Source organism: Paenibacillus sp. RU5M (assembly GCF_900221055.1).
GTDB classification, from domain to species: Bacteria; Bacillota; Bacilli; order Paenibacillales; family Paenibacillaceae; genus Paenibacillus; species Paenibacillus marchantiae.
In genome coordinates, this window is record NZ_OBQM01000005.1 from 118340 (window position 1) to 142830 (window position 24491).

At 47.4% G+C, this 24491-nt stretch carries 26 protein-coding genes; 8 read left to right on the forward strand and 18 right to left on the reverse strand.

Annotation, left to right across the window (positions count from 1 at the left end; translation table 11 throughout):
• Window positions 1-55 precede the first annotated feature (55 nt).
• The 6 genes from CRO25_RS16635 to CRO25_RS16660 form a co-directional block, all read right to left on the reverse strand.
• Window positions 56-367: a helix-turn-helix transcriptional regulator gene (locus CRO25_RS16635; protein ID WP_063567799.1), complete on the reverse strand. Its 312-nt coding sequence runs from the start codon at window positions 365-367 to the stop codon at window positions 56-58.
• Window positions 368-514: 147 nt separating this feature from the next.
• A complete protein-coding gene (locus CRO25_RS16640) occupies window positions 515-1192 on the reverse strand; it encodes an NAD(P)H-dependent oxidoreductase (protein ID WP_072734868.1) in 678 nt (225 codons plus the stop codon).
• 267 nt (window positions 1193-1459) lie between these two features.
• Window positions 1460-1918, reverse strand: coding sequence for a DUF523 domain-containing protein (locus tag CRO25_RS16645; RefSeq protein ID WP_063567797.1), 459 nt, complete (start codon window positions 1916-1918; stop codon window positions 1460-1462).
• A 58-nt stretch (window positions 1919-1976) separates the two neighbouring features.
• On the reverse strand, window positions 1977-3236 hold the full coding sequence (locus CRO25_RS16650; protein WP_079695756.1) for a hypothetical protein: 1260 nt from the start codon (window positions 3234-3236) through the stop codon (window positions 1977-1979).
• Window positions 3233-3811 carry an RNA polymerase sigma factor gene (locus CRO25_RS16655; RefSeq protein WP_079695757.1) on the reverse strand — a complete coding sequence of 193 codons (579 nt, stop codon included), beginning with the start codon at window positions 3809-3811 and terminating at the stop codon, window positions 3233-3235. Before CRO25_RS16655 ends, CRO25_RS16650 begins: the two co-directional genes overlap by 4 nt.
• A 174-nt stretch (window positions 3812-3985) precedes the next feature.
• Entirely contained in the window at window positions 3986-4720 is a 735-nt protein-coding gene (locus tag CRO25_RS16660) for a bifunctional 2-polyprenyl-6-hydroxyphenol methylase/3-demethylubiquinol 3-O-methyltransferase UbiG (RefSeq protein ID WP_063567795.1), read from the reverse strand.
• A 167-nt stretch (window positions 4721-4887) separates the two neighbouring features.
• On the opposite strand from CRO25_RS16660, the gene CRO25_RS16665 reads away from it, so the two are divergent.
• Window positions 4888-6243, forward strand: a complete 1356-nt coding sequence (locus tag CRO25_RS16665; protein ID WP_079695758.1) for an MATE family efflux transporter — start codon at window positions 4888-4890, stop codon at window positions 6241-6243.
• A gap of 149 nt (window positions 6244-6392) precedes the next feature.
• Here the strand turns inward: CRO25_RS16665 and CRO25_RS16670 are convergent, their stop codons facing one another.
• Entirely contained in the window at window positions 6393-6749 is a 357-nt protein-coding gene (locus CRO25_RS16670) for a FlxA-like family protein (RefSeq protein ID WP_079695759.1), read from the reverse strand.
• 489 nt (window positions 6750-7238) lie between these two features.
• Here CRO25_RS16670 and CRO25_RS16675 point away from each other — a divergent pair, with 489 nt between their 5' ends.
• The 6 genes from CRO25_RS16675 (at window position 7239) to CRO25_RS16700 (ending at window position 13958) form a co-directional block, all read left to right on the forward strand.
• The gene (locus tag CRO25_RS16675) at window positions 7239-8096 is read left to right on the forward strand and encodes a carbohydrate ABC transporter permease (RefSeq protein WP_063567788.1); all 858 of its coding nucleotides are present in this window, start codon (window positions 7239-7241) and stop codon (window positions 8094-8096) included.
• Complete coding sequence (locus tag CRO25_RS16680) at window positions 8093-8977, forward strand: carbohydrate ABC transporter permease (protein ID WP_079695760.1); 885 nt, start codon at window positions 8093-8095, stop codon at window positions 8975-8977. The genes CRO25_RS16675 and CRO25_RS16680 overlap by 4 nt, the downstream gene beginning before the upstream one ends.
• 53 nt (window positions 8978-9030) lie before the next feature.
• Window positions 9031-10413, forward strand: coding sequence for a sugar ABC transporter substrate-binding protein (locus CRO25_RS16685; protein ID WP_079695761.1), 1383 nt, complete (start codon window positions 9031-9033; stop codon window positions 10411-10413).
• Between the two features lie 131 nt (window positions 10414-10544).
• Window positions 10545-11552, forward strand: a complete 1008-nt coding sequence (locus CRO25_RS16690; RefSeq protein ID WP_079695762.1) for a LacI family DNA-binding transcriptional regulator — start codon at window positions 10545-10547, stop codon at window positions 11550-11552.
• A gap of 33 nt (window positions 11553-11585) precedes the next feature.
• A complete protein-coding gene (locus tag CRO25_RS16695; RefSeq protein ID WP_079695763.1) occupies window positions 11586-12578 on the forward strand; it encodes an N-acetylglucosamine kinase in 993 nt (330 codons plus the stop codon).
• A gap of 54 nt (window positions 12579-12632) precedes the next feature.
• Window positions 12633-13958, forward strand: coding sequence for a 6-phospho-beta-glucosidase (locus tag CRO25_RS16700; RefSeq protein ID WP_079695764.1), 1326 nt, complete (start codon window positions 12633-12635; stop codon window positions 13956-13958).
• A gap of 254 nt (window positions 13959-14212) precedes the next feature.
• Here CRO25_RS16700 and CRO25_RS16705 read toward each other — a convergent pair whose 3' ends face one another.
• The 7 genes from CRO25_RS16705 to CRO25_RS16735 form a co-directional block, all read right to left on the reverse strand.
• On the reverse strand, window positions 14213-15442 hold the full coding sequence (locus CRO25_RS16705; RefSeq protein WP_079695765.1) for a glycosyl hydrolase family 8: 1230 nt from the start codon (window positions 15440-15442) through the stop codon (window positions 14213-14215).
• Window positions 15443-15885: 443 nt separating this feature from the next.
• On the reverse strand, window positions 15886-17106 hold the full coding sequence (locus CRO25_RS16710; protein WP_079695766.1) for a TraB/GumN family protein: 1221 nt from the start codon (window positions 17104-17106) through the stop codon (window positions 15886-15888).
• Window positions 17107-17303: 197 nt separating this feature from the next.
• Window positions 17304-18599, reverse strand: a complete 1296-nt coding sequence (locus tag CRO25_RS16715) for an ABC transporter permease (RefSeq protein ID WP_079695767.1) — start codon at window positions 18597-18599, stop codon at window positions 17304-17306.
• A complete protein-coding gene (locus tag CRO25_RS16720; protein ID WP_079695915.1) occupies window positions 18592-19494 on the reverse strand; it encodes an ABC transporter ATP-binding protein in 903 nt (300 codons plus the stop codon). Before CRO25_RS16720 ends, CRO25_RS16715 begins: the two co-directional genes overlap by 8 nt.
• Before the next feature lie 20 nt (window positions 19495-19514).
• Window positions 19515-20411 carry an ABC transporter ATP-binding protein gene (locus CRO25_RS16725; protein WP_079695768.1) on the reverse strand — a complete coding sequence of 299 codons (897 nt, stop codon included), beginning with the start codon at window positions 20409-20411 and terminating at the stop codon, window positions 19515-19517.
• A 15-nt stretch (window positions 20412-20426) separates the two neighbouring features.
• Window positions 20427-20816, reverse strand: a complete 390-nt coding sequence (locus tag CRO25_RS16730; protein ID WP_079695916.1) for a GntR family transcriptional regulator — start codon at window positions 20814-20816, stop codon at window positions 20427-20429.
• Between the two features lie 92 nt (window positions 20817-20908).
• Complete coding sequence (locus CRO25_RS16735) at window positions 20909-21622, reverse strand: hypothetical protein (protein WP_143813192.1); 714 nt, start codon at window positions 21620-21622, stop codon at window positions 20909-20911.
• A gap of 134 nt (window positions 21623-21756) precedes the next feature.
• Between CRO25_RS16735 and CRO25_RS16740 the strand changes: the two genes are divergently transcribed.
• Entirely contained in the window at window positions 21757-22047 is a 291-nt protein-coding gene (locus CRO25_RS16740; RefSeq protein ID WP_139295707.1) for a hypothetical protein, read from the forward strand.
• Between the two features lie 107 nt (window positions 22048-22154).
• Here CRO25_RS16740 and CRO25_RS16745 read toward each other — a convergent pair whose 3' ends face one another.
• From CRO25_RS16745 to CRO25_RS16760, 4 genes are all read right to left on the reverse strand, one after another.
• On the reverse strand, window positions 22155-22526 hold the full coding sequence (locus CRO25_RS16745) for a hypothetical protein (RefSeq protein WP_079695771.1): 372 nt from the start codon (window positions 22524-22526) through the stop codon (window positions 22155-22157).
• Window positions 22527-22637: 111 nt separating this feature from the next.
• Window positions 22638-23102, reverse strand: coding sequence for a DUF420 domain-containing protein (locus tag CRO25_RS16750; RefSeq protein WP_024632131.1), 465 nt, complete (start codon window positions 23100-23102; stop codon window positions 22638-22640).
• 36 nt (window positions 23103-23138) lie between these two features.
• Window positions 23139-24062 (reverse strand): cytochrome c oxidase assembly factor CtaG, encoded by a 924-nt coding sequence (ctaG, locus tag CRO25_RS16755; RefSeq protein WP_063567900.1) that lies wholly within the window; start codon window positions 24060-24062, stop codon window positions 23139-23141.
• A gap of 106 nt (window positions 24063-24168) precedes the next feature.
• Window positions 24169-24489: a cytochrome C oxidase subunit IV family protein gene (locus tag CRO25_RS16760; protein WP_063567899.1), complete on the reverse strand. Its 321-nt coding sequence runs from the start codon at window positions 24487-24489 to the stop codon at window positions 24169-24171.
• Window positions 24490-24491: the final 2 nt, after the last annotated feature.

The following is a 24491-nucleotide window of genomic DNA, read 5'->3' on the forward strand; positions in this document are numbered from 1 at the left end:
TCCGGACGGAATACCCGCCTGCACCTGCATTCTTGCTTCCGTCTCGGCGTCCGGCTTATAGCTCGTGCTGTACGTACTCGGCAAATTGACGAATGGTTTCTTCGTTGCGGCGATAATACGTCCACTGTCCCCTACGCTCGGAGATCAGCAACCCGGCTTTGAGCATGGTCAGCAGATAGCTGGATATGACGGATTGAGCCAGTCCGGCCTTCACCTGAATCGTTCCAACACATATGCCGCTCTTTCCTGCATCCGGATGCTGGGATAACTCCAGCGGTGGAAAGTGTTGCTCCGGGTTTTTGAGCCACAACAGAATCTGTCGACGTGTCTCGTTGGATAATGCTTTGAATATGAGTATAGGTTCCATGGGTAAGATTATACCGCCTTTCTTTCATTTTGCAAACCAAACAGACCGATTCAACGAACGAACCGGCCTGCCAATAAATACATGTGTATACGTTTAGAACTTGGTGCTGACCGTTTCTTTTACTTGTTCCAGCATGGACTGATAAGCTTAATCAATCCACTGCGTGATTTTATCCAAAGGCTGACGGGATTTCTCGCGTGGCGGATCTTCCGCCCGATAACCGAAGGCTGCCATGACGGAAACATCCCATTGTCCATCCTCAAGCAAACCTTCCTCTTCCAGAATACGATGTACGTCTTCATATCTAAACCCTTCTATTGGGCAGGAATCGATACCAATCAGCGCTGCCGCAGTCATCATATTACCGAGAGCGATGTAGGTCTGTTTGGACGCCCAGTCAAATAAAGTACGCGGGTTCTCAAGCATTCGTTGGTTCTTTTGAAATTTGCCATAAGCTTCACGGGTCAGCTCAAATACGTCATCCGGCATGCCCTTGATTTCTTTCAGCATATATTCCGCGTAAGGCGAGTTATAACTCGCCTCAGACCGCGCCAGAATGACAATAAAATGGCTTGCCTTCGCTAATTGTTTCTGAGCCCCGGAAGAAACTTCGGACAGACGCTTACGGAAGTCCGGGTTCTGCACAATCAGAAATTTCCATGGTTCCAAACCAATCGAGCTTGGCGACAACCGTCCCGTTTCTAGAATAAACTCAAAATCTTCAGCCGAAATGATACGTGAAGCATCAAACTGTTTGGTTGCATGCCGAAAATAGTAAGCGTTCAAGATGTTTTCTTTCGAAATGGCTTTTGCCGAGGCTTCCATATGATCTGCACATCCTTTTCTTGTTTATGTTCCTGTTTATGGTCTGAACTTGAATACCTGAGTATTATTTTAGAGTTTATAATCAAAATATAAAAGTACGCACAATAATGTTTCTTAGTATATAAAAGTAACTATTATTTCTAACAAGGTTTTTTCGATAATCAAGTGCATGCCCTGTTGTAACAAAAAAACAAGTCGCCATGGATCTGCTGCTCCCCAAGGCGACTTACCTGTAATTCGTATCAGAGATTATTGTGATTACGACAATTACAACTGTTCCATGAACTCATTTTCCGAGATAACCGTAAATCCCTCTTGCCGCAGCAAAGCAGAAGTAACCCCTTCGCCCACGACTTTGTGGTTGGCAAAGTTGCCATCGTAGATCATCTGTGTACCGCAGGAAGGACTGAATTCTTTAAGCACCACACAGGTGACATCCAGTTTTTGCGCCCATTCAAGTGTCTGATAGGCTCCTTTAATGTACAGATCCGTGACGTCATTGCCACTCTTCTCAATCACCTTGGCTGTACCTGCCAGCACATCCTTACCCGTACCGCCGATAATTTCAGCTGGCTCCCGCGGGGTAGAAAACCCTCCAAGCAGCTCCGGGCAGACCATCTTTGCCTGTTCCTGCTCCACAAGCTCCTGAATCTTTGCATCCAGACTCGCTGTTCCGTTGTAACGGCAGGCTACGCCAGCAAGACATGAACTCACCAAATATTTCATCGTTATGCTCCTTATGCTCCATCCATATATTAATTTAATTGTACCATATGTGTCAGGCCTAGAGGTCAATTCTTGTAATCATTGTGATCCGTGCATCGTCTTCATATCGAACCTTAAAAGTATTGTAGATCTTTGTCTCTGCTGAACTGAATGTGACCATTCCAAGCGTGTTAGGGTCTCTTTTTAGTTTATATTTATCAAGATCGATATTGAACATCTGTTTGATTATTGGTGCTGCATTCTGCCTGATTACACTTTCCTTCATGTTACGTAACTTCTCAAAGTAAAGCCCATACTCTTCCTCAGTTTCAAACTCTGGAATCCCCCTCTGGAAATCCATTACAGTGTATTCATTACTAAATCTCCCACCAATTTCTCTTACTAAGTACCGATCTCCAAAATATAGGTCCGTTGTATCTTCAAGCTTCTTGTCATTTTGTTTAAATATTATATCTTTCAAATCAGGTACGGGCTTACCAGACAAGGCTTCAATCGACATTCTGGCTTCTGTTATTAAATCTTGTGATACAGTATCTGAACTCACACTACCAGAAACGGATACTGCTTCATCCCTTGTCCATTCGATACTACCACTGCCCCTACTATTCTCCAAAAACAATGTAGTGAACCATACCGGTTTTTCCTGACCCTGCTTCATTTTCACATAACGTCTGGCTGAGATCGGTTTTAGCGTAGGGTCACTGTTTATGCCTTCAAGCAGTGACGGTACTTGACGCAAATAACGATGCTCCAGCTCATTAGCTGCCATCTCCCGTCTCATCTGTACCTCACGTAGATTGCCTGTTGCCGCATCAAGCCAGATCAACGCATATTCTGCATCGCCTTCTTTTCCAGCCTCGACGGAGACTCTTCCAGAGACAGGCAGGTCCTGCACTTTGGTTATACGTAATTGTTTGCCAAGATAGTCTCGCATCGTGACGGCTACATTCTTTTTCATCTTGTCAGTGAGCAGGCTCATGCCGGCATCATCGGTATATTGCAGCGCTGCTGTGGGATATACTTTTTCAATTACAGGCTCCACAATCTGTCCGTTCCAGAGAATGACCGCCGCTGCCACGGCTGCAATCGTCGTGCACGCCATAACAGCTCTGCGGGAGCGAAGACGGCGTCTGTGTTGATTGGGCAGGGTGTTTTGCTCGGCGGACTTATCCCCAACATCACTCATTTTCTGTGCAGATCCCGATTTGAGCCAGGCTACCTGACGAAGTACGTTCTGTTTATGCTCCTCGGTAAAAGGAGACGCCGCAAACGGCTCCTGTTTGACTACTTTTTCCCATTCGTCATCCATATGTTTCATTCACTTCGCTCCTCCCACTGTTTCCGTACTTTGGCCTTCGCTCTGGACAGTCGCGATTTGACCGTTCCCGCGCTGATGCCCAGCATTTCCGCAATTTCACTCGTCTTAAGCTCATACTTCAGATGCAGCAAAAGCAATTCCCGGAATTTGTCCGGCAGAGCCATGATGATGTCCCAGATTTCGTGAATGTGCTCCCTGCTGATCGCCTCGGCTTCGGCAGAGGGGTGAACCCATTTTTCAGGCTTCATCTCACCCATGCTCGTATTCACCTGTTCCGTGGGGATTGGCAGTGTCTCTCCCCATAAACTGCTGCGAAAAAATCTGGATTTCCGGTATGTAAATGTCGTGTTCCTAGTGATGGTCAGCAGCCATGTCTTCAATGAGCATTCTCCTCGAAAATGGGCGATCCCGGAATATGCCCGGATAAACACTTCCTGTGACAATTCATCCGCCTGCTCGGTACTTTTGGTCAGAAAGTACGCGTAGTTCCATACGTCGTTCCCGTACTCATCCATCATGCTGCTAAGTGTGTAATTGTCGATCGTCTGAGCGTGTGCCAGATATTGATAGTCCAACTGATATTCACCTCACTTAATAAGACTACGTCCATTCGGATTTGGTTCCCAAACGGTTTACTTCTTCTCCCTCTCCTACAAAATAAAATAAACCAGCAAAGTCCAGATGTACTGAACGCGCTGGTCTATCGAGTATAAAACCCATAAACTTCATTTTGATGCCGAAGCTGCTGCTCAAGCCTTAACCGCGGCAATCATCAGAAACATCGGCCGACGATTCTCGTCTCGCATACCGGGAACCTGCTCCATCATCTCAGGAGATGGCTTGGACTCGGCTACCTGTTGAATGACAAAACCAGCCTGAATCAATTCATTCAGATGAGTCGCCATCGTCCGATGATATTTCACCACGTCCTGATTCAGAAAGTTCGCTACCCGCTGCCCTTCCTCTTGATAATGATCCACAGGCCAATGCAGTATTTCACCCTGAGCTCCATAATGCCAGTCCTGCTCCGCCCGCGCCGTGAAGATGGGATGTTCCGCAGATAAGACAAATGTACCTCCTTGAACCAGACATGCATTGATTTTGGCGTATACCTGATCCAGACGCTCGATATAATGCAAAGCCAGTGAGCTGATCACCACATCAAATTGTCCGGGTGCAAAATCAATATCCTCAATCGCCATACGCTGGTACTCGATCTGAGGATCATCCGTCATCTCGCGTGCACGTTGCAACATATTTTCAGACAAATCCACGCCAACCACAGAACTAGCGTGTTGCTCACGTGCATATCGACAGTGCCAACCAAAGCCGCACCCCAGATCCAATACGTTCTTGCCCTTTAATTCAGGCAGCATCGTTTGCAGTTCATGCCATTCGCCAGCAGCCTCCAACCCTTGGGTAGATCGAGCCATCTGACTGTAATTGCCGAAAAACTCAGCTTCATCATATTTGTTTTGCTTCATAAAGAGATTCCCTCCCGTGTCATAAAAGATGCTCTATTAACTCTACCATATAAACGATCATCTTTTGGAAAAGTTGCCAACCAAATTCTCGGCATGTTATTATACAGAACGAACGTTCAGTATAATATAATATAGAACGAACATTCAGTATACTAACGGAGGTCATCATGAACACAAATTGGACGCATCCATTAGAAAGGCAATCTGTAGGTAAGGCATTTGTAAGCTACCTCGTGCCTTCCATATTAGGGATGCTCGTTATCGCTTTTAATTTTATTATCGACGGCATTATGGTTGGACACAAACTGGGTTCTACAGCGTTGGCGGGAATCGGGATTGCATCTCCTGTCTATACGCTTTTTGTAGCTATGTCGCTATGGATCGGAATGGGCGGGGCAACCTTGTATTCCACCTATATGGGTAAGAAGGACCCCACGACAGCGAAACAAATCTTCACCAAATCCATTACGATTATTTTGCTGATTACAATGGTTATCGGATATACGGCATATACTTTCAGAGATAAGCTTGTTTTGGCCCTTGGTGCCAATACTGAAACATTCCCGTTTGCTGCGGACTATATGAATATTATGCTGTTGTTCGGTTTTGTCTTCACCATTGAGAATGCACTTACTATTTTTGTTCGTAACGACGGCAATCCCAATACATCCATGTATGCTCAGATTACATTTGCGGTAGCTAATATTGTGCTTAACTATATAACGTTATACGTACTGGAATGGGGCGTTCGCGGCGTCGCGATTGGTACAATTGTATCGGCATCTCTGGCGCTTCTTGTGTTGCTGACTCACTTTTTCAGGAAAAATAATAATCTCAAATTCACTCGCTTCAAATGGAATACCAAACTGCTGGCTTCTATTGTACTCATTGGGTTTCCAAGCTTCCTTGCTGAACTAGGCATGTCCGTCTTCTCCATCTCTCACAACATCTCACTGGATCGGATTGCGGGCACGGATGGCGTGGCATCTTTTACAGTCTTGAACTATATTCATGGTGTTGTACTGCTCGCATTTCTCGGTCTAGCCTCCGCTGCCCAACCTTTGGTCAGTTATTATCACGGAGCCAAACAGATGGATCGGGAAAAACAGACCATTCGTTTAGCCTCCAGAACGGCTCTGGCATGTGGGGTCCTGCTGTTACTCGTTGTACAACTGGGCGCACCTTATTTTGTGCAAATCTTCGGGAACTTCAGTGCCAGCGTGACGGATAACGCCGTGTACGGTTTGCGAATATTTACTTTTGCATACTTGTTCATGGGTATTAACTTTGTCATGAGCACGTACTTTCAATCTGTCGGAAATGCCAAAATGGCCATCTGGATTACAGCTGCACGCGAGATGATTATTATGGTTGCATTGATTGTGATCCTCCCTTCATTCTTCGGTGTCACTGGCGTATGGCTTGCCGTTCCACTATCCGAGATGGTGGTTCTGGTGACTATCGGCATGTACTATAAAAAAAGAACCATCTCTGAACGGATAAACGGTTTAACGATTGAATAAAACATGTACATGTGAACAACCAAAAGACCTGCTTGATCTATAGAGATCAGGCAGGTCTTTTGGTTGAGCCAATCAGCTCCAACTTATCGATTAGCTCGTTGGTTTAAATTATTTTATATTCGGTTTTAAATTAAGTTCTGTATTCCTTCTTATACCCGAATATCAAATCGGCCATTGCTGTCCGTCGTTGCATTTGCAATTTGTTGCGGGGATGCTGCTTGCATGCCATTGGTTGGTGGTTTGGCCGGCGGCGATTCTTTGGTTCCGGTTGTCCCGCTGCTCTGGGAGCTTTGCTGCGAGATTTGAGCTTCGATTTGCTTGATTTGCTGCTGCAGCTGCTTCGTTTTGGTCTCCTTGGTTTTATCATCGTCCTTGCTGGATTGCACTTTCTCCAATTCGGCCTCAAGCTTCGTCTTTTGTTTTTCCAACTCACTTGTGCTGTTCGAACTGGATGAAGACGTGGATATGTAGGATGTCGTGGAACTTGGTGCTGAAGAAATATTCATTGTTGATCTCCTCCTCTTTCTTGGTTCCACTATATCCCATACAGACGATAGGAACGTTAAATTCAACTGAAAGGTTGCTGAATGATTGGCGCCGGCCATTTCTAGTTTTTCGAACAAAGTTACCCGATCCTTTCGCAAAAATTCCTTCCAAGAAGTTTCGTGAATTTTCGAGGGCTTGATTCCCCCCAAAAAGCCTTTCTAAATCAGCCTTTATCAGGCGTTTTGAAAGAACTTCCGAAGCACCAATGAAGGTAGCGCTTTCAACTATCCAAAAAAAGGGTTGATAATTGAGAAACCATCCACTATGATAATCTCATCAGTCCGGATAATAAAGTTAAAGCACTTTAACTTTCAATTACATAACATCACATGAAGCCTTTTTATTTCGGGGAAACTCAACTACGAAAGTTAAAGCGTTATAACTTTATATCAAATAGAAAGGTTGGTGTTTATGTGACCCATCGCGAAAGCCGGCGGCAGACACTTTACATGTACCTCTTCATCTCTCCATGGCTTATCGGTTTCTTCGTGTTTGCCTTGTATCCGATTCTGTCATCCCTTTATTACAGCTTCACGGACTATGACATTATCCACCCCCCGAAATATGTCGGACTCGCGAATTACAAAGAAATGTTTCAAAATGACCTGTTTTGGAAATCTGTTGTCGTAACGGTACGCTATACATTTATCAGTGTACCGATCCAGCTGCTGCTGGCACTGGGATTTGCTCTCCTGCTCAATGCGAAAATACCGTTTCGCGGATTTTTCCGCACGGCCATGTATTTTCCGAGCATGGTATCCGGCGTCGCCATGTCCTTGCTATGGTACTGGATTTTCAATCCATCGATCGGTCTGTTCAATTACGTGCTGTCCTGGTTCGGCATTAGCGGCCCAGCCTGGCTCATGAGCCCCGATTATGCGCTTTACGCTCTGATGATTATGTCCTTCTGGACGGTGGGCTCAGGCATGATTTTGTTCCTTGCGGGACTTCAGGGCGTTCCTTCAAGCCTCGTGGAAGCCGCCAAGCTTGACGGTGCGGGACGCTTCCGGATTTTCCTGAACGTAACGCTGCCCATGATTTCACCGGTACTTTTGTTCCAACTGATTATGGGCGTCATTGATTCCTTCCAAGTATTTACGCAGGCGTATGTAATGACCCAAGGGGGTCCAAACTACTCGACCTGGTTCTACGTTTACAACCTGTACACCAGCGCCTTCAAGGAATACAGAGCGGGCTACTCCTCGGCACTCGCTTGGGTACTGCTGATCGTCGTCATGGCGTTTACAGCGCTTATTATCAAACTCTCGAACCGTTATGTTCACTATGAAGGAGGCGGACGCAAATGAGTACGATTCCGACTGCCGGCCCAGGGGCTTCACCTTCTGTGAATAAACGCCGGCGCAAAATCGATGCGGTTAGCATTGCCAGCTTCATTGCCCTAGTGGTCACCACCTTTCTCATGCTCCTCCCTTTGTTTTTCATGGTCTCTACCTCATTGAAATCGAAGAAGGAACTGCTGACGTTTCCTCCGACCTTTCTGCCGGAGTCCTGGCAGTGGAGTAACTACAGAGAAATTTTCGACACGCTGAACTTCGGTCAAATGTATATGAACAGTCTCATTATCGGCATTTTGACTGTTGTCGGCACCCTGTTTTCGTCGGCGCTTGCAGGCTATGGCTTCGCCAGATATCGGGGCAAGGGCAGCAACTTGTGGTTCATGCTCATGCTCAGCACCATGATGCTTCCATATCCAGCGATTATGATCCCACAGTTCATTCTCTTTTCCAAGCTGAACTGGATCGATACCTTCCTGCCGCTGATTGTCCCTGCGTTTTTCGGTTCAGCATACAACATCTTTTTGCTGCGACAGTTCTTTACCACGCTGCCGGATGAGCTGTTTGACGCCGGACGTATCGATGGCTGCAGCGAGTTCCGGATGTGGCGACAGATTGCTTTGCCTCTGTCTGGTCCAGCACTTGCAACCGTTGCGATCTTTGCCTTCATCTACAGCTGGAATGACCTTTTGACACCTGTGCTCTATTTAAGCTCATCGGATAAGTTTACGCTTCCGGTCGGTATGTCTTCCTTCACATCTTCGCGTTTCCGAATTCCGCCGTGGCATCTGCTCATGGTCGCCTCTGTACTCGCCATGCTGCCGATCGTGACCCTGTTTGCGCTAGCCCAGAAGCGGTTTGTGGAAGGAATTGTACTTACAGGCATCAAGTAAAGACTCCGCCGCAGGGGCGGCAAAAAACTTGAATATATGGGGGACTGTAATTCATGAAAACGATAAGGATCAAAAAGTCTTTTACACTTTTGCTTGCGACCAGCATGCTCGTCGTATTGGCTTTGTCCGGCTGTAGCGGCGGCAAATCAGCGGGAGATGTCGTACCTGGTAACGATGGCGATAGCGCTAACTCAGGTGGGCAAGTAACCATAACGCACTACACCATCGATTCCGAGGATCGCACCTTTATCGAAAAGCTCGTTCCGGATTTTGAAGCCCAACATCCAAATATTAAGGTAAAAATCGAGAAAGCTCCTTACGAGCAGTTCGACAGTAAACTCCAAACACTGATTGCCGGGGGCAAATCGCCTGACGTCACAAGCCATTATGGATACGGCGGTTTTGCAGAGTATTACAACAAAGACATGCTGCTTGATATGAACGACATTATTAAGGAAGACGGATTTAAGGCGTCCGACTACAACATCCCGGATGATCTTATGAAAATCTACACCGTCAAAGACCAAGTCTACGGTATTCCGGTCAACATGTACGTCTCTCTGATGCTCTACAACAAAGACATGTTCGATGCTGCCAACGTTGCTTATCCTCCAAGCGATTACGAGGACAAGAGCTGGACGTTTGACAAAATGGTCGAAGACGCGAAGAAAATGACGCATGTATCCAATGATATTGCTAAAACTCAATATGGCGTTGACTTCACATGGTCCGAGCGCGATATGCGCCCGCTCTATTTCGGAGCTGAACCCTACTCCCAGGATACCTGGACGAACGGCGGCGTACCATCCGAGACTCATTTTGATTCGCCTGAAGTCATCGCAGCTTATAACAAGCTGTTCAACCTGATCTTAAAAGATAAAGTGTCTCCGACAACGGAATGGAGCAAAAGCGTAGCGGGGCAAAACGGCGATGCGTTCGTAACCGGCAAGGTGGGTATGACCGTCAGCGGCTCATGGAGCCTTGCGGGCTCCAATGACTTTCCTTTCAAGGTTGGCGTGGCTGCAGTGCCTGCCGGCGGCAATGACAAGGTCCGCAGCGTGCTGTTCGTCGATCCGCTCTTGATTCTGAAGGGCTCCAAACATCCGAAGGAAGCTTTTGAATGGATCAAATATCTCGTCAGCGACGAAATTCAGGAAAAATCCATCGACCTGAGCGGTGGTAACCCTCCAGTGAATACGAAGGCAGCCGAAACCTATTACAAGCATTTTGATGGCATCGATGCGGCAGATGTGAAGAAGGTTTACGAAGGCGCTGTGAAATACGGCTTTGAATCCTATAACCACCTGATCACCCACTATTCTCAGATCAACGACATGTTCATTAATGAGATGCAGCCGATCGATACCGGACACAACACCGTTGAAGAAGTGATGCCGACGATTCAGAAAAAGGTCATGGAAATTATCAAACGTTAACGCTAGACATTGTGCCGTCCTGCAAGGGGCGGTGCATCTATCAAATTAGCTTCGCGGCTAAGCCTCCGTACATGTATACTATTGTTAAGTCAATATAAAGTACGGAAAATCTGCCGCAAGGAGAATAAACAATGAAGGTTAGTATATTTGATGTTGCAAAGAAATCAGGGCTGTCCGTCGTAACGGTCTCACGCGTCTTAAACGGTGCCGAATCCGTGCGAGAGAAAAATAGGCAAAAGGTTCTGGAAGCCATCAAGGAGCTCGATTACCATCCCAACGCTGCTGCGCGGAGTTTAGCTCGCGGTAAGACAGGAATCGTCGGTTTGATCATGACCACTCTTCAGGATTCCTTCTTCGACACCGTCGTTAAAGAACTGAACGAAGTGCTTGCACTTCACGGCTATTTTCTGGCCGTTTCGGTCTCTACCGGCATTGGCTCCGATGAAACCCATTACCTGATCCAGGAGGACCGGGTAGACGGACTTATTCTGCTCTCGCCGATGGAAGAGGATAACTACATCGTGGAACTGAAGCGGCGCAATATTCCTTATGTCCTAATCGACAATCAGAAGCCGGAGAATGATACTTTTTCGGTAACGATCGATAACTACAAAGGTGGCTATGCCGCTACGAAGCATCTGCTTGATCTCGGCCATACCTCCATCGCGCACTTAAGCGGTCAAAACATGTTCCGCAGTACGAGAGAGCGTCGCAGCGGTTTCCTGCAGGCACTTAAGGAAAAAGATCTGGCTCCATTTGAAATGATCACGGGCGATTTCGAAATCGATTTTGGTTATGATATCTGCCGCAAATGGCTGCGTGAGGGACGCCTGCCTTCCGCGGTGTTCGCGGGCGATGACCATATCGCGCTTGGGGTCGTGAACGCCCTCATGGAAGAAGGCATCAAGGTGCCTGAACAGGTAGCTATCGTCGGCTATGACGATCAGTATATTTCATCCAAGCTGCACCCCCATCTGACAACGGTCCGGCAGCCTGCCGACCGCATTGGGGTCGCCGCTGCGGATATGCTGTTGAAACGCATGGACGGTACGATGAAACGCGGGGCTAATGTAAGGATCGATCCTGAACTCATCGTGAGAGAATCTACTGGATTACCAACAAAAGGTACGACCGGATAATAAATATAACCTTATATATAGGAGTGACGACCATTGGCTTACTACTTGGGAATCGATGGGGGAGGAACAAAAACATACGCCCTGCTGACCGATGACTTCGGCAATGTGCTTGGCAAAGGCGTGGGCGGCAACGGCAATCACCAGATTGACCGCGCCTTGGCCGCACAAAGCATACGGGAAGCTGCAGAAGGAGCTCTAAACGAAGCAGGACTGCGGATTCATGAAATCTCGCACACCTATTTCGGACTTGCGGGCGCAGATCGGGAGGTAGATTACCGAATCCTGCACCCTCTGGTTCAGGAAATCGGATTCACCCAGAATTACTCGATTAACTGTGACACGATGATCGGTCTGCGCGCAGGTACGAACCGGCCTTACGGGGTCGCGCTGATCTGCGGCACAGGCACCAACTCCGCAGGCCGCAATCCGGCAGGAGAACATGTACAGGTCGGTGGTTTTGATTATATGTACGGTGATTTCGGCGGTGGCGGTTCCCTCAATATTGAGGTGTTCCGCTCTGTCATCCGTTCTTGGGACGGCCGTGAGCAGCCAACGCTCCTGAGTCCCCTGCTGCTTAACTTCCTTGGATATGACAGTGTCAGCGATATGTTCGATGACTTTCAGGATCACGGCAAGCATGTGCCTGTCCATGTAGCAAAGCTGCTATTTGAAGCTGCCGCAGAGGACGATGCTGTAGCTCTGGAAATTCTGAACCGTCAAGGCGTAGAGCTTGGCAAATCAGCAGCTGCGGTTATCCATAAACTTGGAATGGAAAAGGACGCCTTTGACGTTATACTAGCGGGAAGTCTGCTAACAAGGGGAGATCGCGGCTGGATTCGCAGCAAAATTGAACAGACTGTTGCAACCATCGCTCCAAATGCGACCATCGTAACGTTGGCCACCGAGCCTGTTGTCGGTGCCTTATGGTCTGCTATGGATGCGGCCGGACATGCGGTAAGCCAGGATGTATATGACAAAATGAGGGCCTTCCGTGACTTCGAACATATTAAGCAAACAACAAGATAAACGTCTATAAACAATGTCATCATAAAAAATTCTTAAAAGACTGGAGTGTGCAAAATGGAATATGAACAAGGGCTAAAAATAGCGGTAATCGGCGGTGGATCTTCCTATACTCCGGAGCTCGTTGAGGGGTTCATCCTCCATCATGCCGAGCTTCCTGTACGAGAGCTGTGGTTGGTCGATATTGAGCCGGGAGAGCGCAAACTGAATATTGTCGGCAACTTAGCCAAACGCATGGTGGAGAAATCGGGTCTTCCGATTGAAGTTCATTTGACGTTCGACCGTCGCGAAGCCATCAAGGGTGCGGACTTCGTCAGCACTCAAATGCGTGTCGGCATGCTTGACGCCCGTGGCCGCGATGAATCCATTCCCCTGAAATACGGCGTGATCGGTCAGGAAACCACTGGTCCCGGAGGCATGATGAAGGCACTGCGGACGATTCCGGTCCTGCTTGATATCTGCCGTGATATTGAAGAACTCGCTCCTAATGCCTGGCTGCTGAACTTTACGAATCCGGCGGGTATGGTCACGGAAGCCATTCTGAAGTATTCCAACGTTAAAAGCATTGGTCTCTGTAATGCACCAATCGGCCTAATCAAGCAAACCTCAGCCAAATACGGCGTAGAAGCGGACCGCGTCTATGCCGAGTTTGTTGGCCTGAACCATCTCCACTGGATTACGCGTATTGATGTGAATGGAGAAGACAAACTGGATGACATGCTGTCCGATACGGCCGGTTACAGCGCGAAGAACGTGCCTGCACGGGAGTGGAATCCGGAATTCCTGCAATCCCTGCATGCCCTGCCTTCTTACTATTTGAAATATTTCTATATGACCGACGCCATGCTCGAAGAGCAGCTGGAATCCTTACAAAAAGGCGGCAACCGTGCGGAAGTGGTTAAACGCGTTGAAGAAGAACTTTTCGAGCTTTACAATGACCCGGACCTGAAAGATAAACCGAAACAGCTGGAACAGCGGGGCGGCGCCTTCTATTCCGAAGCTGCCGTGAACCTGATGCGCTCACTCTACAACGGAACGAATGACATTCAGACGTTGAACGTAGCCAATCAAGGTATCATTGATTTCCTGCCAGACGATGCCAGCATTGAAGTCAACTGCGTGGTCACCAAAACCGGTCCACTGCCCCTGCCGTTGACCAAGGTTCCTCCAATGGCAGTTGGACTGATCCATGCGGTTAAAACCTATGAGCGCCTCGCCATCGATGCTGCCGTGACCGGCGATCGTGGATTGGCCATACAGGCATTGGTCCATCATCCTTTGGTCCCTTCGGTCGAAGTGGCGATTCAGATGCTGGATGAAATGCTCGAAGCCAACAAGGAATATTTGCCGCAGTTCTTTACTGAATCTGCAGCTAAAGCATAATTCGGCTATCATCCATTCGTCCTGATACCATAAGAAAAACGTCTATCGACGTACTTTCACATTAAGAGAAACCGCCATATCCCAGAATTTCCTGAGATATGGCGGTTTGTTGTTTCTAGGCATTTGCTATCTATAAGGCTTTCTTAAATCAATCATTAAATACATTCTCCTAGCTCTCTATCCATAAAAAGAGCAGGCCCGGAGCTAATCTCGCGGCCTGCTTGCATATGAGCAATCATCGGATTATAAGTTGCTTAGTATGTCCACCAGTTGCCGGACATCACGATCATAGAGAACAGCTTGATGCTATCTTCATAGTAGCCTTCATTGGAGCTGCCGGCCGTTTTGGTCCAGACGGAATTCAGCCAGTTTTGGTTCACGGACGAGGTCATAGCGCTGACACCAAACGGTGCATAGAACGCGCCGCTGCCGCCGGAACCTGTAACCGTGCCGTTGAGTTTATAACCATCCTTTACGTTGTTAGGATTACCGCTTACTTTGGTTGAGATCCAGCTATTCATTTGATTGAGCTGACTGAGTGCCCGGCTGTCACCAGTCATCAGGTAATCCGTTGCGATCCGCCAAGGCGTACGACACGAATTGTAATCGTAGCTGCCGTCGTTCGCCCCTTCCAGAAAATCGGCTGAAGCTGGCTTGTACGTCGAGCCCGACAGAACGACGAAGTCTGGAAGCAATCCGGTTGATGAGCTGTACCCGTTGTATAAGGAGTTGACAATGGTATAGGTTTTGTCGATCACGTTCGCCCATTTGGCATCACCCGTTGCTGCCTGGAACGCCTTCAAGTGATTCAGCATAAAGTCCGATGGACGGGTAGCATTTTTGAACGTATTATCCGTTGCCCAGTCGCCAAGACGCAGCGTCCATTGGGACTGATTCACGTCACTTTGCATGATGGCATTGATGATGTCCTTGCCGGCCTGAAGGTAGTTGATACTGCCGCTGCTACCCCACTGCTTGTCCGCAAGCAGGAGCGAATAAGCAATGTCCATGTCTCCATCCGTGGCCGAGTCGGCGCCTTCAATGTTCTGGAAGCTGCTGTTTTGTTTCCATGCCATCAATTTCGAATTGTTGGCGCTAGGATGCGCTTTATAATATTGATAAAGTCCGTCGAAATAAGTCTGCGCATTACCGTCATAACCGGCCATTATAACCGTTGCCAGCATTCCGTACCCGTGTGCCTCAGATACGGTATCCCCGTTGGACTGATACTTCACATAATACTTGCCTGTGCCCGCCGTTTTCAGATAAGCCGATTTCCAGCTGTCCCATTTCGCTTTCACGGAGCTATCCATCGCACTTTGCGTAACATGGTTAGGCTTGATCGAGCCGCTGGTATATGTCGTGTGCTGCGGAAACGGCTTGTTTGGAGCGGCGAAAGCAAAGCTCGCCGGAATCAGAAGAAAAGCGAGACAACACATCATAACAGCCTTGCTGCTAACTGAAAATCCCCTATTTTTTCTCATAAATTTACGCTCCTTTTAGGTCCAAATGGGTTTTGATCCATGACATAACCTTTAAGCCTAAAATTCAATGCAGCATCTTGATGGAGAAACCATGATTCGATACTCGCGAGACACAATCACCTCCGCCTTAAAGTTAAAGCGCTTTAACTTTTAAAACGCTTACATTTATTTTAAATGATTTTCTAATATTTGTAAATAGAGATTTCTGAGATTGAATCTAAAGTCCTGATTCGACATTTTGGTAGAGATCACCCCTCTCTACCCTAATTAATTCAATATCAAGCCTTCATTCACTCACGTATGGATGACCACTCCTTTCTTCGCAGACATACAAAATCCCCTCAAGCTTCCAGTGCTTGAGGGGATTTTATTGATCTATTTTTTCACTGTTGTCTACCATGTGGGGAGAATACCAAGCTCCCATAAAAAGTGCTTTGATTCTTTTATTTTCGTACCACTGTATATCCTTTATCTTTCAGCAACTTCACAATCCCATGATCACCCAAGTAGTGCGCTGCACCAACCACGATGAAGTACTCTTCACCTTTGCCGTTTTTGAGGTAACCATCAATCTTATCAGCCATGCCGATATTACGGTCGATCAGCATTGCTTTGTTGTATTCTTCGTCATCAGAGAAGCTGTTCGTCAGTTCCAGTAGTTGCTCGTCATTCCCTGTCTTCCACATTTCGGCCATTTGATTCACGCTGTCATCCAACACATCAAAATTGTCCAAAGTCGCTTTCAATGTTTTCTCTTGCAGCTCCTTAGAGAAGTCATTGAACATTCCCAATTGAGATTCATAGGATTCCAACTCGATTACCGGAAGTTTGCGCTCAATTGCCTTCTGTATGAAGTATAGGTCAACCCCCGAAGAAGCTTCATAGCCCGCTTTCATGGATTTCAGGCTGGCCAGTGTGCTCTCCACTACCCAAGGCTTAAAGGTATCCAGTGCATTCGCTTCCAATCCATTCTTCTTCAAAATGTCTCCCACCTGAGCATACGTCTCCCTGGACATGTGATCTTTCAGTGTTGTGCCATCCTGATACGAGCCCAGATCCAGAACAATCTTCTGCTGCGCTTCGTCAGCCGCTTTGCTGATATCGATCTCTACGCCTAAGTAATCCGCTTCGGCAAAGGCTTCTTCAAACTCCTTACGCAATGGATAAAAGCTTTCATCCGCAATATGCATAGAACCTACCAGGTACACGGTGTTGCCGTTGCTTTCGACTTCCCACATGAAGCCACGTCCACCGGTTTGAACAGTTTCTGTTTCGCCACCTTTGGAAACCAGCAGCACTGTGCGTGCAGCAGCATCCCAACGGACCTCATAACCTGCCGCATCCCCTACAATTCGAATCGGCGCATATGTTACGCCATTAATACGTGTAAGCTTGCTCTTCAACGTAATCGTCTTGCCGTTAACGACGGCTGTAATTGTATCATCTGTTGCTGTCGTCAGCTTCACGTCCATTGCGTCCAGCGTGGAGCGCAGCGGCACAAGTGTTGTTCCTTTATCGTTGATCGGTGCACCCGCCGTGTATTCAACCGTTTCGTCATTCACCTTTACCGATGTCTCTTGCGGAGAGGCCATAGCCGGTACTGCCGATGCGAGCAAACCTACGGAGATCGTCAGGGACAAGAGCATGCGTTTCCAGTTTTTCATATTATGTATTCTCCTTTAAGCAATATAGTAATTTGAATAAAGATATTTGGATTATTATGAATTTAGCAGAGAAGATGCTCCTCTTTAAAGCATAGCACCTTCTCTGCTTTAATTACTCAAGCCAATTCCGTTCCAGATCATGAAGGTTCTATTGAACCACTAATTTAAAATTGAATACCCGTGTTCGTAAACTTGGATTAGATCTTATAAGCCTTCATCGCTTTGAACAATTCCTTGAACGTTGGGCGTTTACCATACATCAGCACACCTGTACGATAGATTTTCGCTGCGAGCCAGCCGAAGATCATTATAGATACCACGAGAATGGCCAGGGACGTCCAGATCTGCCAGGTTGGCGCAACGCCCGCCCCAATCCGTACCAGAATTGCCGTTGGCGATGTGAACGGAATGAAGCTTGCTACTTTCAACAACAGGATGTTCGGTGTAGCAATACTGAAAATTGCAATATAGAAGGAAACCAGGGACAACATCGTAATCGGCAGCACGGCCTGACCCAGTTCCTCTGTCCGACTCACCATGGAACCAATGGCCGCGAACATCACCGCATACAGGAAGTAACCCAGAATGTAGAAGATGAGTCCATATACAATGACTGCGACGTTCACATCACCCAGGTTCATGTTGAAATCACTCAATACATCGCGGTTATGCGGTAACAGCATATTACCAGCAACTACTGCACCGAAGATACCGATTTGCAACAGACCTACCATGAAAATACCGATGATTTTACCAAACATCTGACTGAGCGGAGATACACTCGTAATCAAAATCTCCATAATACGCGAGCTCTTCTCGGCTGTAATCTCGGAAGCAATCATATTACCTGTCATCATCGTTGATGTGAACAACAGGATAATCAGCAGATATACCACAATGTAGTTAATGCCACTCATGGTACCTTCCGACTCCGCTGCAGCTCCGCTTTGGCCAGAATCCAGGTTTTGCTCTGTCAGTTTTACTGGGGTACTGATGAGCTGTTTTTGTTCCGCCGTGAGTGTATCCTTCACCACGACATCCAGCTTCACAATTTGCAGTGCAGCTTCAATGGGTGCTATAACCTGCGGGGAGATATCTTCACTTGAGTACAAAACAGGTTGTGGGAAATCTTGCCCCGCAACAGGTTCAAACTTCAGGTACCCATCCAAAAGCTCCGACTCCACATCGGCTTTGAGTGCCGCTTCATCTTTACTCGCGTCGTTAACAAAACGATACGTCTGGTTACCTTGTGCGGAGGAGTATGTCTCCAGCTTCTCGGCTACCTCCGTTTGTCCTTTACTCAGCAGACCGATATTCACCGGATTCGTGCTCGAGCCTCCACCGATGGAACCGCCATTAAATAAGGTAATGAAATATGGAATATTGAGTCCAATCGTAATTAAAAGTGCAAGTACAATAGTCGTTACCATGAAAGACTTCGTTTTCACTTTGTTTTTGAACGTAAATCCGATAATTGTCCCCATTTTATTCATTCGACTCACCTACCTCACGAATAAAGATTTGGTTTAGCGTTGGTTCCTTGATTTCAAAATGTTCAACGGTCGTCTGAGCCATGGCTGCTCTCAGAATTTCCTGAGCTGCTTCCATCTGACCAATATGGATCAGGTATCCACGCTCATTTTGCTCTACCTTTTCCACACCCGGCAGCTGTTCCAGACCGCCCACATTACCCGTGGTGCTCAGGAATACATGCTCACGTGGATAACGGCTCTTGATCTCCTTAATCTCTCCCTGCACAACGGTGTTGGAGCGATGCAGGATTGTTATCTGACGACATAATTCTTCGACGTGCTCCATGCGGTGTGTTGAAAACAGAATGGCTGTACCTTCGTCACGCAACTCCTTCACCGTGGATTTCAGCAATTCCACGTTGACCGGATCAAGTCCGCTGAAGGCTTCATCCAGAATGAGAATTTGCGGTCTGTGAACCACTGCGGCAATAAAGCCCATCTTTTGCTGATTCCCTTTGGATAGTTCCTCAATCTTTTTGTCGTAATACTCCGGCACTTCGAATCGGTCCAACCAATACTTCAGGCTCTGATCCGCATCCTTTCCATTCATGCCGCGCAGACGGGCCAGATAGTTGATCTGTTCACTGACCTTTACCTTCGGGTACAAACCGCGCTCTTCCGGAAGATATCCCATAATCTGCTGCAATTCTTTGCTATAGGGTTTGCCGTTGTACTGGATACTTCCCCCGTCCGGGTGGATCAGCCCGAGCACCATACGCATCGTTGTTGTTTTACCAGCGCCGTTGGCTCCAAGTAGACCGTAAATCTCCCCTTCTTGTACATTAAGCGTCACACCATTAACTGCTGTTTTGTCTGCATATTGCTTGACTACCTGCTTCAATTCCAATCGGTTCATCATTTATCGTCTCCCTTCGGTTATTTCCACTGTACGGGTGCATACCCGGCAATCCAGAATGCCAAGACTTCATCCAATTCCAAGTTGCGGATTTTCAATACCCGGTTATTTGCCAGCTCCAGCCTTTCCTGCGCTTCACTGACCCGGGTTGTAATGACGCGAACCAGTCCTCTCTCTTCAGAAGAAGATTCCACAACCCCAGGGATGCTCTCTGGTCGTAAGTCTCCTTCATACCAGACTTCTTTCCACTGATCGAGCACCATATCTTTCTCGGCCATTCCCAGGGACTGACCACGGTGCATCAATACGATGTAATCGGCAAGCCTTTTGACTTCGTCCGCAATATGTGTGGCAATCAGAATCGTGGTGTCTCCCTCAGCCATGAAGGTACGGAACTGCTCGATCATCACTTTCCAGGCAAAGGGGTCCAATCCTGATGAAGGCTCATCCAAAAGCAATAGTCTTGGGCGAGCTGCGATTGCAGCAGCGATCTCGAATTTCCTCCGTTCACCCTTGGACATCTTGTTCAGCTTCACATCAACAGGTACTTCCATATCGTGAATCAGTTGGTTGAACAACTTCATATCCCAACGCGGGTACCAGTAGGCTCGAAAATCAGCTGCTTCCTGTGCAGTAATCCGGTTCTCTTCGAGCCCAGCGTTGTCAGCCACAAAACCGATCTGTTGTCTCAGTTCAATGGGAAGAGGCCCCTCATGTTCCTTCCCAAACCATATAATCTGCCCGGCATCTGGCAGTACCACTTGTTGTAGCATGTTAAGAAGTGTGCTTTTACCTGAACCGTTATGACCGAGAATAGCAACTACATACCCTTCCGGGATGGTCAGATCGATTGGGCCAATAACTCTGCGTTTTCGCATTTTGGATACGCCGTTCAACTGAACTGCTATGGGCTCCATGTATGAATCACTCCCTCACTTCGAGTAAACTGCCCTCAGGACTTCCCGGAACAGACTCTCCAGTTCTTCTTCCGTACATCCTACCGATTTTCCGGACTGCACCGCTGCCTGCATCGCTTCCTGCGCGGCCTTTAATCTATAATTTTCTCTGTCGCCGGCTTCTACCTGGGCCACAAATGTACCCGTCCCCTGCTTCGTACGAAGCAGCCCTTCATTCTCCAGATCCTGATAGACCCGTCTAACCGTTATAACACTGCAATTCAGTGATCCGGCGAATTCGCGAATGGACGGCAAATGTGTTCCCTCCCCCAACTGACCCGTAACAATTAACGATCTTAACTGATTTTCAATTTGGTGGTATAAAGGTTCAGCGCTATTTTCATTAATTTGAATGGGTATTTTCACATCTTGCACCTCGCCCTCCGGTACACTCCAGTCTGTTACCTGTCCGTGCCGGTTTCATCCTGTATTCATTTTTGCGTTCATCCTTCATACCGTTAACTCAAATCCCGAGTGGAAAGTTTCTTCAGCGTCAACCGACTGAAAAGCCATAATCCTGCTATGCCAGCCACCAAAGCAACCCACATAATCGGGGAAAGCAGCCCCCATGATTTACTCATATCAATTACAATCGAAAATCCGTAATTGCCCGACGTTCGGATCAGCAAGGATAGGATGATCGTAAGCGGCAAAAACAGTGAACTGAGAAGCAAATAATTTTTGCCACTGTGCAGAAACTCTCCGTAAATATATAAGCCTGTCATGAGAAGTCCGTAACCTGTACAAGTTATACCAAAGGCCAGGTACTGATCCCACCGGAACCCTTCCTCGTGCAACCCAACCACATACAGTGATCCATAGAAAAAGATACCATTATACGTAAACGCCATCAGAGCCTGCTGAAGTCTCGACCACATCACTGTCTCGTGTGGAATGGGAAGTCTGCGATAGTAGGCCAACATCTGTGTATAGGAATCCTCCTGTATGTAACGGAAGGAACGCCTGCTGAACACGAACCCCTGAAATGGCACCATGATCAAAAAGAAAGTATCAACAACAGGATTAATGAAATCTGTCTTCTGTTGTCCTAATAACATCACACCGCTCATGCTGCCCGTATATATCATAAAAATTGCGGTCCACAGCCATTGGAGCTTATCCTTTTTCATCTCACTGCGGGTCAACCACCACGCCTGCTTCCATGCGCTCATATCATTGCCTGCCTTTCCATCTCGACTGTGCTCACTGTATATATCAATATACACAGTATACAGACCACTCCCTATTCCCGTCAACTCCTTATTTTCCTGAATCAGGAAGAAAGGATGGGATTCACGTCAGAATCGTGGTCATCTGGCTCATTTTGCGGGATGAACCCAAGCGTCATGCTGCCAAAAAAGGCAGACATCGAGTTCGCCGTAACAACGGCTACACCGACTCTTCTCCGGCATACCCGGTCATTACCACCAATGATGACTCCTACACTCATCATTCCAAACATTCACACGATCACAAGCATCATGACAGTGATTCTTTTTCGGGATCTAATCACCATCACAGTAGCGATAGCGGAACCAGCAACGACAGTGGTGGAGATAGTGGCGGTGGGGACAGTGGCGGCGGTGGTGGAGATTAGGATAACTCCTCAAACCAAAAAAAGAGCTGTATCCTATATTGTGCGAACACAATTCGGAACAGCTCTTTCCTTTTTTTCGGCACCTGAATACTGAAGAGGTTTAATCCTTAAACGAGGTTGTAGCCACTTGGCAGGCTGCGATTACTGCGAATCGCACGAATTTCGTTCAAAGTAAGCCGTTGATTGGTGGAAATCAAAGATTCCACATCATTGCCACGAATCAGATCATCCAAATCTCTCAAGTTGGTGTTCCCACGAAAGACGCGGAATCCGCCTTGAAAGTTAGGTCTCGTAAACACAACCAACGTTGCATTCGAACTTGTCGAGAAGAAACGCAGGCTTTCTACCCCACCCAGGATGTTGTCCAGATTACGGAGACCTGTGTTACCACGGTATACCCTGCTTCTTCCACGATAATCCTCTTCTGAATACACCGTGAGACGTGGATACGTTTGACTTACATGGACTGTTTTTTTCATTTGTTTTCCCCCTCTCGAACTCATTCTATGAATGAATGCGAGAGGAAGCTTGGACCAATCCACGGGTGGATACATCCATTTTCATATTTTCAAAGAATTCAATTCATTGCATTAAACACCCAAAATGACTTCCCATACCGGACGAGTGTGTCCACCAGGATACAGCAGGTACAACAAAACGTATACAATAACGCCTGTGATAGCACTGCTAAACCAGATCATGGATGTAAATCTCCCCCAACGGCGATGTGTCTTGAATTTCTTTTTGAACCCAAGCACCAAAGTGGAAATCCCGAAGACCGCTGCCACCGTGGCAAGGATAATATGAAAGATCAGAAATATTCGATAGAAGATCTCCATTTCCGGGTCCCCACCCCAAGCCGTATTCCCGACAAAGATGGTACGAGACATATAAATGACAAAGAACAGAAGGGCAGCAATGGCCCCTGCAATCATCGCGGTTTGGTGCGCCTCCCGTTTGCCACGGATAATTAGCACCCAGCCAATTCCAACCAGCACTGCGCTAATCACAATGAAAGAAGTACTGATCGTGGGTAGCAGAAAATACATATCCATCGTGTGTTTCCCCCTCTTGTCCAAACAAAACTTGTGTTATTTCGCTGCAGGATTGAGCGGTCCTCCCGTATTCTCTACAGGGTACGGATCATCATCATCTTCCCGTTTTTCCTTGCGGTACCATTGGAAAAAGACATACGCCAGCATGGAGACGAAGATGCCTTCCTGTATGAATTTCATCAAAATACCGCCCACCTGCTGATCCTCCTTGGCAGAGGACAGAAAGTTGAAGAACGCCGGTCCACCGAACGATCGCAGCAATGCCGTAGAATCCCCGGATACACAATACCGCATCGCCTCAGCCCATACGGCAGGATTGCTGTAGGTCGCATACAAGGGTTCGGAAGCAAAAATAATCAGTCCACAAGCTGGTGTCAGAAGCACCATGTTCAGAAAAATAAAACCAATCTTAGACAGCCCCGACGCTTGTCTCCCTTCCGGCAACGGATTGAGCAGCGTCCACCACATCAGCATGGAAGTAATGAAAAGTACAATGTAATACAAACGGTGAACCGTAAAATTTAACATCACGTAATCATGTACCACGGGTAGATGATATAACGAGAACAACCCGTTAAACAGCACAGCCGCCACGATCGGATGAGCCAAAAAAGATAACTGCCGTGTCGGCAGCCACCGGATGATGCCGCGCCATACCCAGAGGGGTAATCCCTTCATCAATAGCGGTGGCGCTACCAGATAGGACAGAGCCATACTCACCATATGGAAGCTGAACATCACATGACCCAGCAGATTGAATGGCCCCGCTTGTGCAAGATACAACACGGTAAGCCCAGTAATAAACATCATTTTCTGTGCGACCGTAGCCTGATCTGCCCCCTTGATCCGCTCACTGAACGGACCAACGAGCACTAGATAAGCTGCAGCAATGAGCAGAAACAATGCCATAATAAGTGGACTCCATAAATCGTTGAAACTAAAATATTGCAACCCGAGCATACGGGAAACCTCCCCGTGACCTGATTTGGTTGTTGCCTGAATCCATTGACTGATTGATCCGCCTAAAAGGGGAAAAGACGGCGACACTGCGCCGCCGCCATCTCTTTTACCACCAAACCCAATAGAGTGCCATAATGATGCACGTAAAAGCTACGAAAAATCCGAAGCTCATGAACAGGATCGGCATCAAATGCCCTTTATCCTTCAAGTGCATCCAGTAACCGAGCTGTACAAACACCTGAAGGATCGCCATAACCACCAATATAATAATGGTAAAGGTCGTATTGACTCCTCCCGCGGCAGCAGCCGCGAACGCAATTAGCGTCAGGACAATTGAGAAAATAAAAACAACGACGTGTTTCTGTGGCCCTTCCGCCCGGTGACGATGCTTCACAGGCTGCTGATCACTCTTATCCTGTACCGACATGT

Bases quoted from the DNA above. Each gene is read 5' to 3' on its own strand.
- CRO25_RS16635 (WP_063567799.1), bottom strand. From the start codon at position 367: ATGGAACCTATACTCATATTCAAAGCATTATCCAACGAGACACGTCGA.
- CRO25_RS16640 (WP_072734868.1), bottom strand. From the start codon at position 1,192: ATGGAAGCCTCGGCAAAAGCCATTTCGAAAGAAAACATCTTGAACGCT.
- CRO25_RS16645 (WP_063567797.1), bottom strand. From the start codon at position 1,918: ATGAAATATTTGGTGAGTTCATGTCTTGCTGGCGTAGCCTGCCGTTAC.
- CRO25_RS16650 (WP_079695756.1), bottom strand. From the start codon at position 3,236: ATGAAACATATGGATGACGAATGGGAAAAAGTAGTCAAACAGGAGCCG.
- CRO25_RS16660 (WP_063567795.1), bottom strand. From the start codon at position 4,720: ATGAAGCAAAACAAATATGATGAAGCTGAGTTTTTCGGCAATTACAGT.
- CRO25_RS16665 (WP_079695758.1), top strand. From the start codon at position 4,888: ATGAACACAAATTGGACGCATCCATTAGAAAGGCAATCTGTAGGTAAG.
- CRO25_RS16670 (WP_079695759.1), bottom strand. From the start codon at position 6,749: ATGAATATTTCTTCAGCACCAAGTTCCACGACATCCTACATATCCACG.
- CRO25_RS16675 (WP_063567788.1), top strand. From the start codon at position 7,239: ATGTACCTCTTCATCTCTCCATGGCTTATCGGTTTCTTCGTGTTTGCC.
- CRO25_RS16680 (WP_079695760.1), top strand. From the start codon at position 8,093: ATGAGTACGATTCCGACTGCCGGCCCAGGGGCTTCACCTTCTGTGAAT.
- CRO25_RS16685 (WP_079695761.1), top strand. From the start codon at position 9,031: ATGAAAACGATAAGGATCAAAAAGTCTTTTACACTTTTGCTTGCGACC.
- CRO25_RS16690 (WP_079695762.1), top strand. From the start codon at position 10,545: ATGAAGGTTAGTATATTTGATGTTGCAAAGAAATCAGGGCTGTCCGTC.
- CRO25_RS16700 (WP_079695764.1), top strand. From the start codon at position 12,633: ATGGAATATGAACAAGGGCTAAAAATAGCGGTAATCGGCGGTGGATCT.
- CRO25_RS16705 (WP_079695765.1), bottom strand. From the start codon at position 15,442: ATGAGAAAAAATAGGGGATTTTCAGTTAGCAGCAAGGCTGTTATGATG.
- CRO25_RS16710 (WP_079695766.1), bottom strand. From the start codon at position 17,106: ATGAAAAACTGGAAACGCATGCTCTTGTCCCTGACGATCTCCGTAGGT.
- CRO25_RS16715 (WP_079695767.1), bottom strand. From the start codon at position 18,599: ATGAATAAAATGGGGACAATTATCGGATTTACGTTCAAAAACAAAGTG.
- CRO25_RS16720 (WP_079695915.1), bottom strand. From the start codon at position 19,494: ATGAACCGATTGGAATTGAAGCAGGTAGTCAAGCAATATGCAGACAAA.
- CRO25_RS16725 (WP_079695768.1), bottom strand. From the start codon at position 20,411: ATGGAGCCCATAGCAGTTCAGTTGAACGGCGTATCCAAAATGCGAAAA.
- CRO25_RS16735 (WP_143813192.1), bottom strand. From the start codon at position 21,622: ATGAGCGCATGGAAGCAGGCGTGGTGGTTGACCCGCAGTGAGATGAAA.
- CRO25_RS16745 (WP_079695771.1), bottom strand. From the start codon at position 22,526: ATGAAAAAAACAGTCCATGTAAGTCAAACGTATCCACGTCTCACGGTG.
- CRO25_RS16750 (WP_024632131.1), bottom strand. From the start codon at position 23,102: ATGGATATGTATTTTCTGCTACCCACGATCAGTACTTCTTTCATTGTG.
- ctaG (WP_063567900.1), bottom strand. From the start codon at position 24,062: ATGCTCGGGTTGCAATATTTTAGTTTCAACGATTTATGGAGTCCACTT.
- CRO25_RS16760 (WP_063567899.1), bottom strand. From the start codon at position 24,489: ATGTCGGTACAGGATAAGAGTGATCAGCAGCCTGTGAAGCATCGTCAC.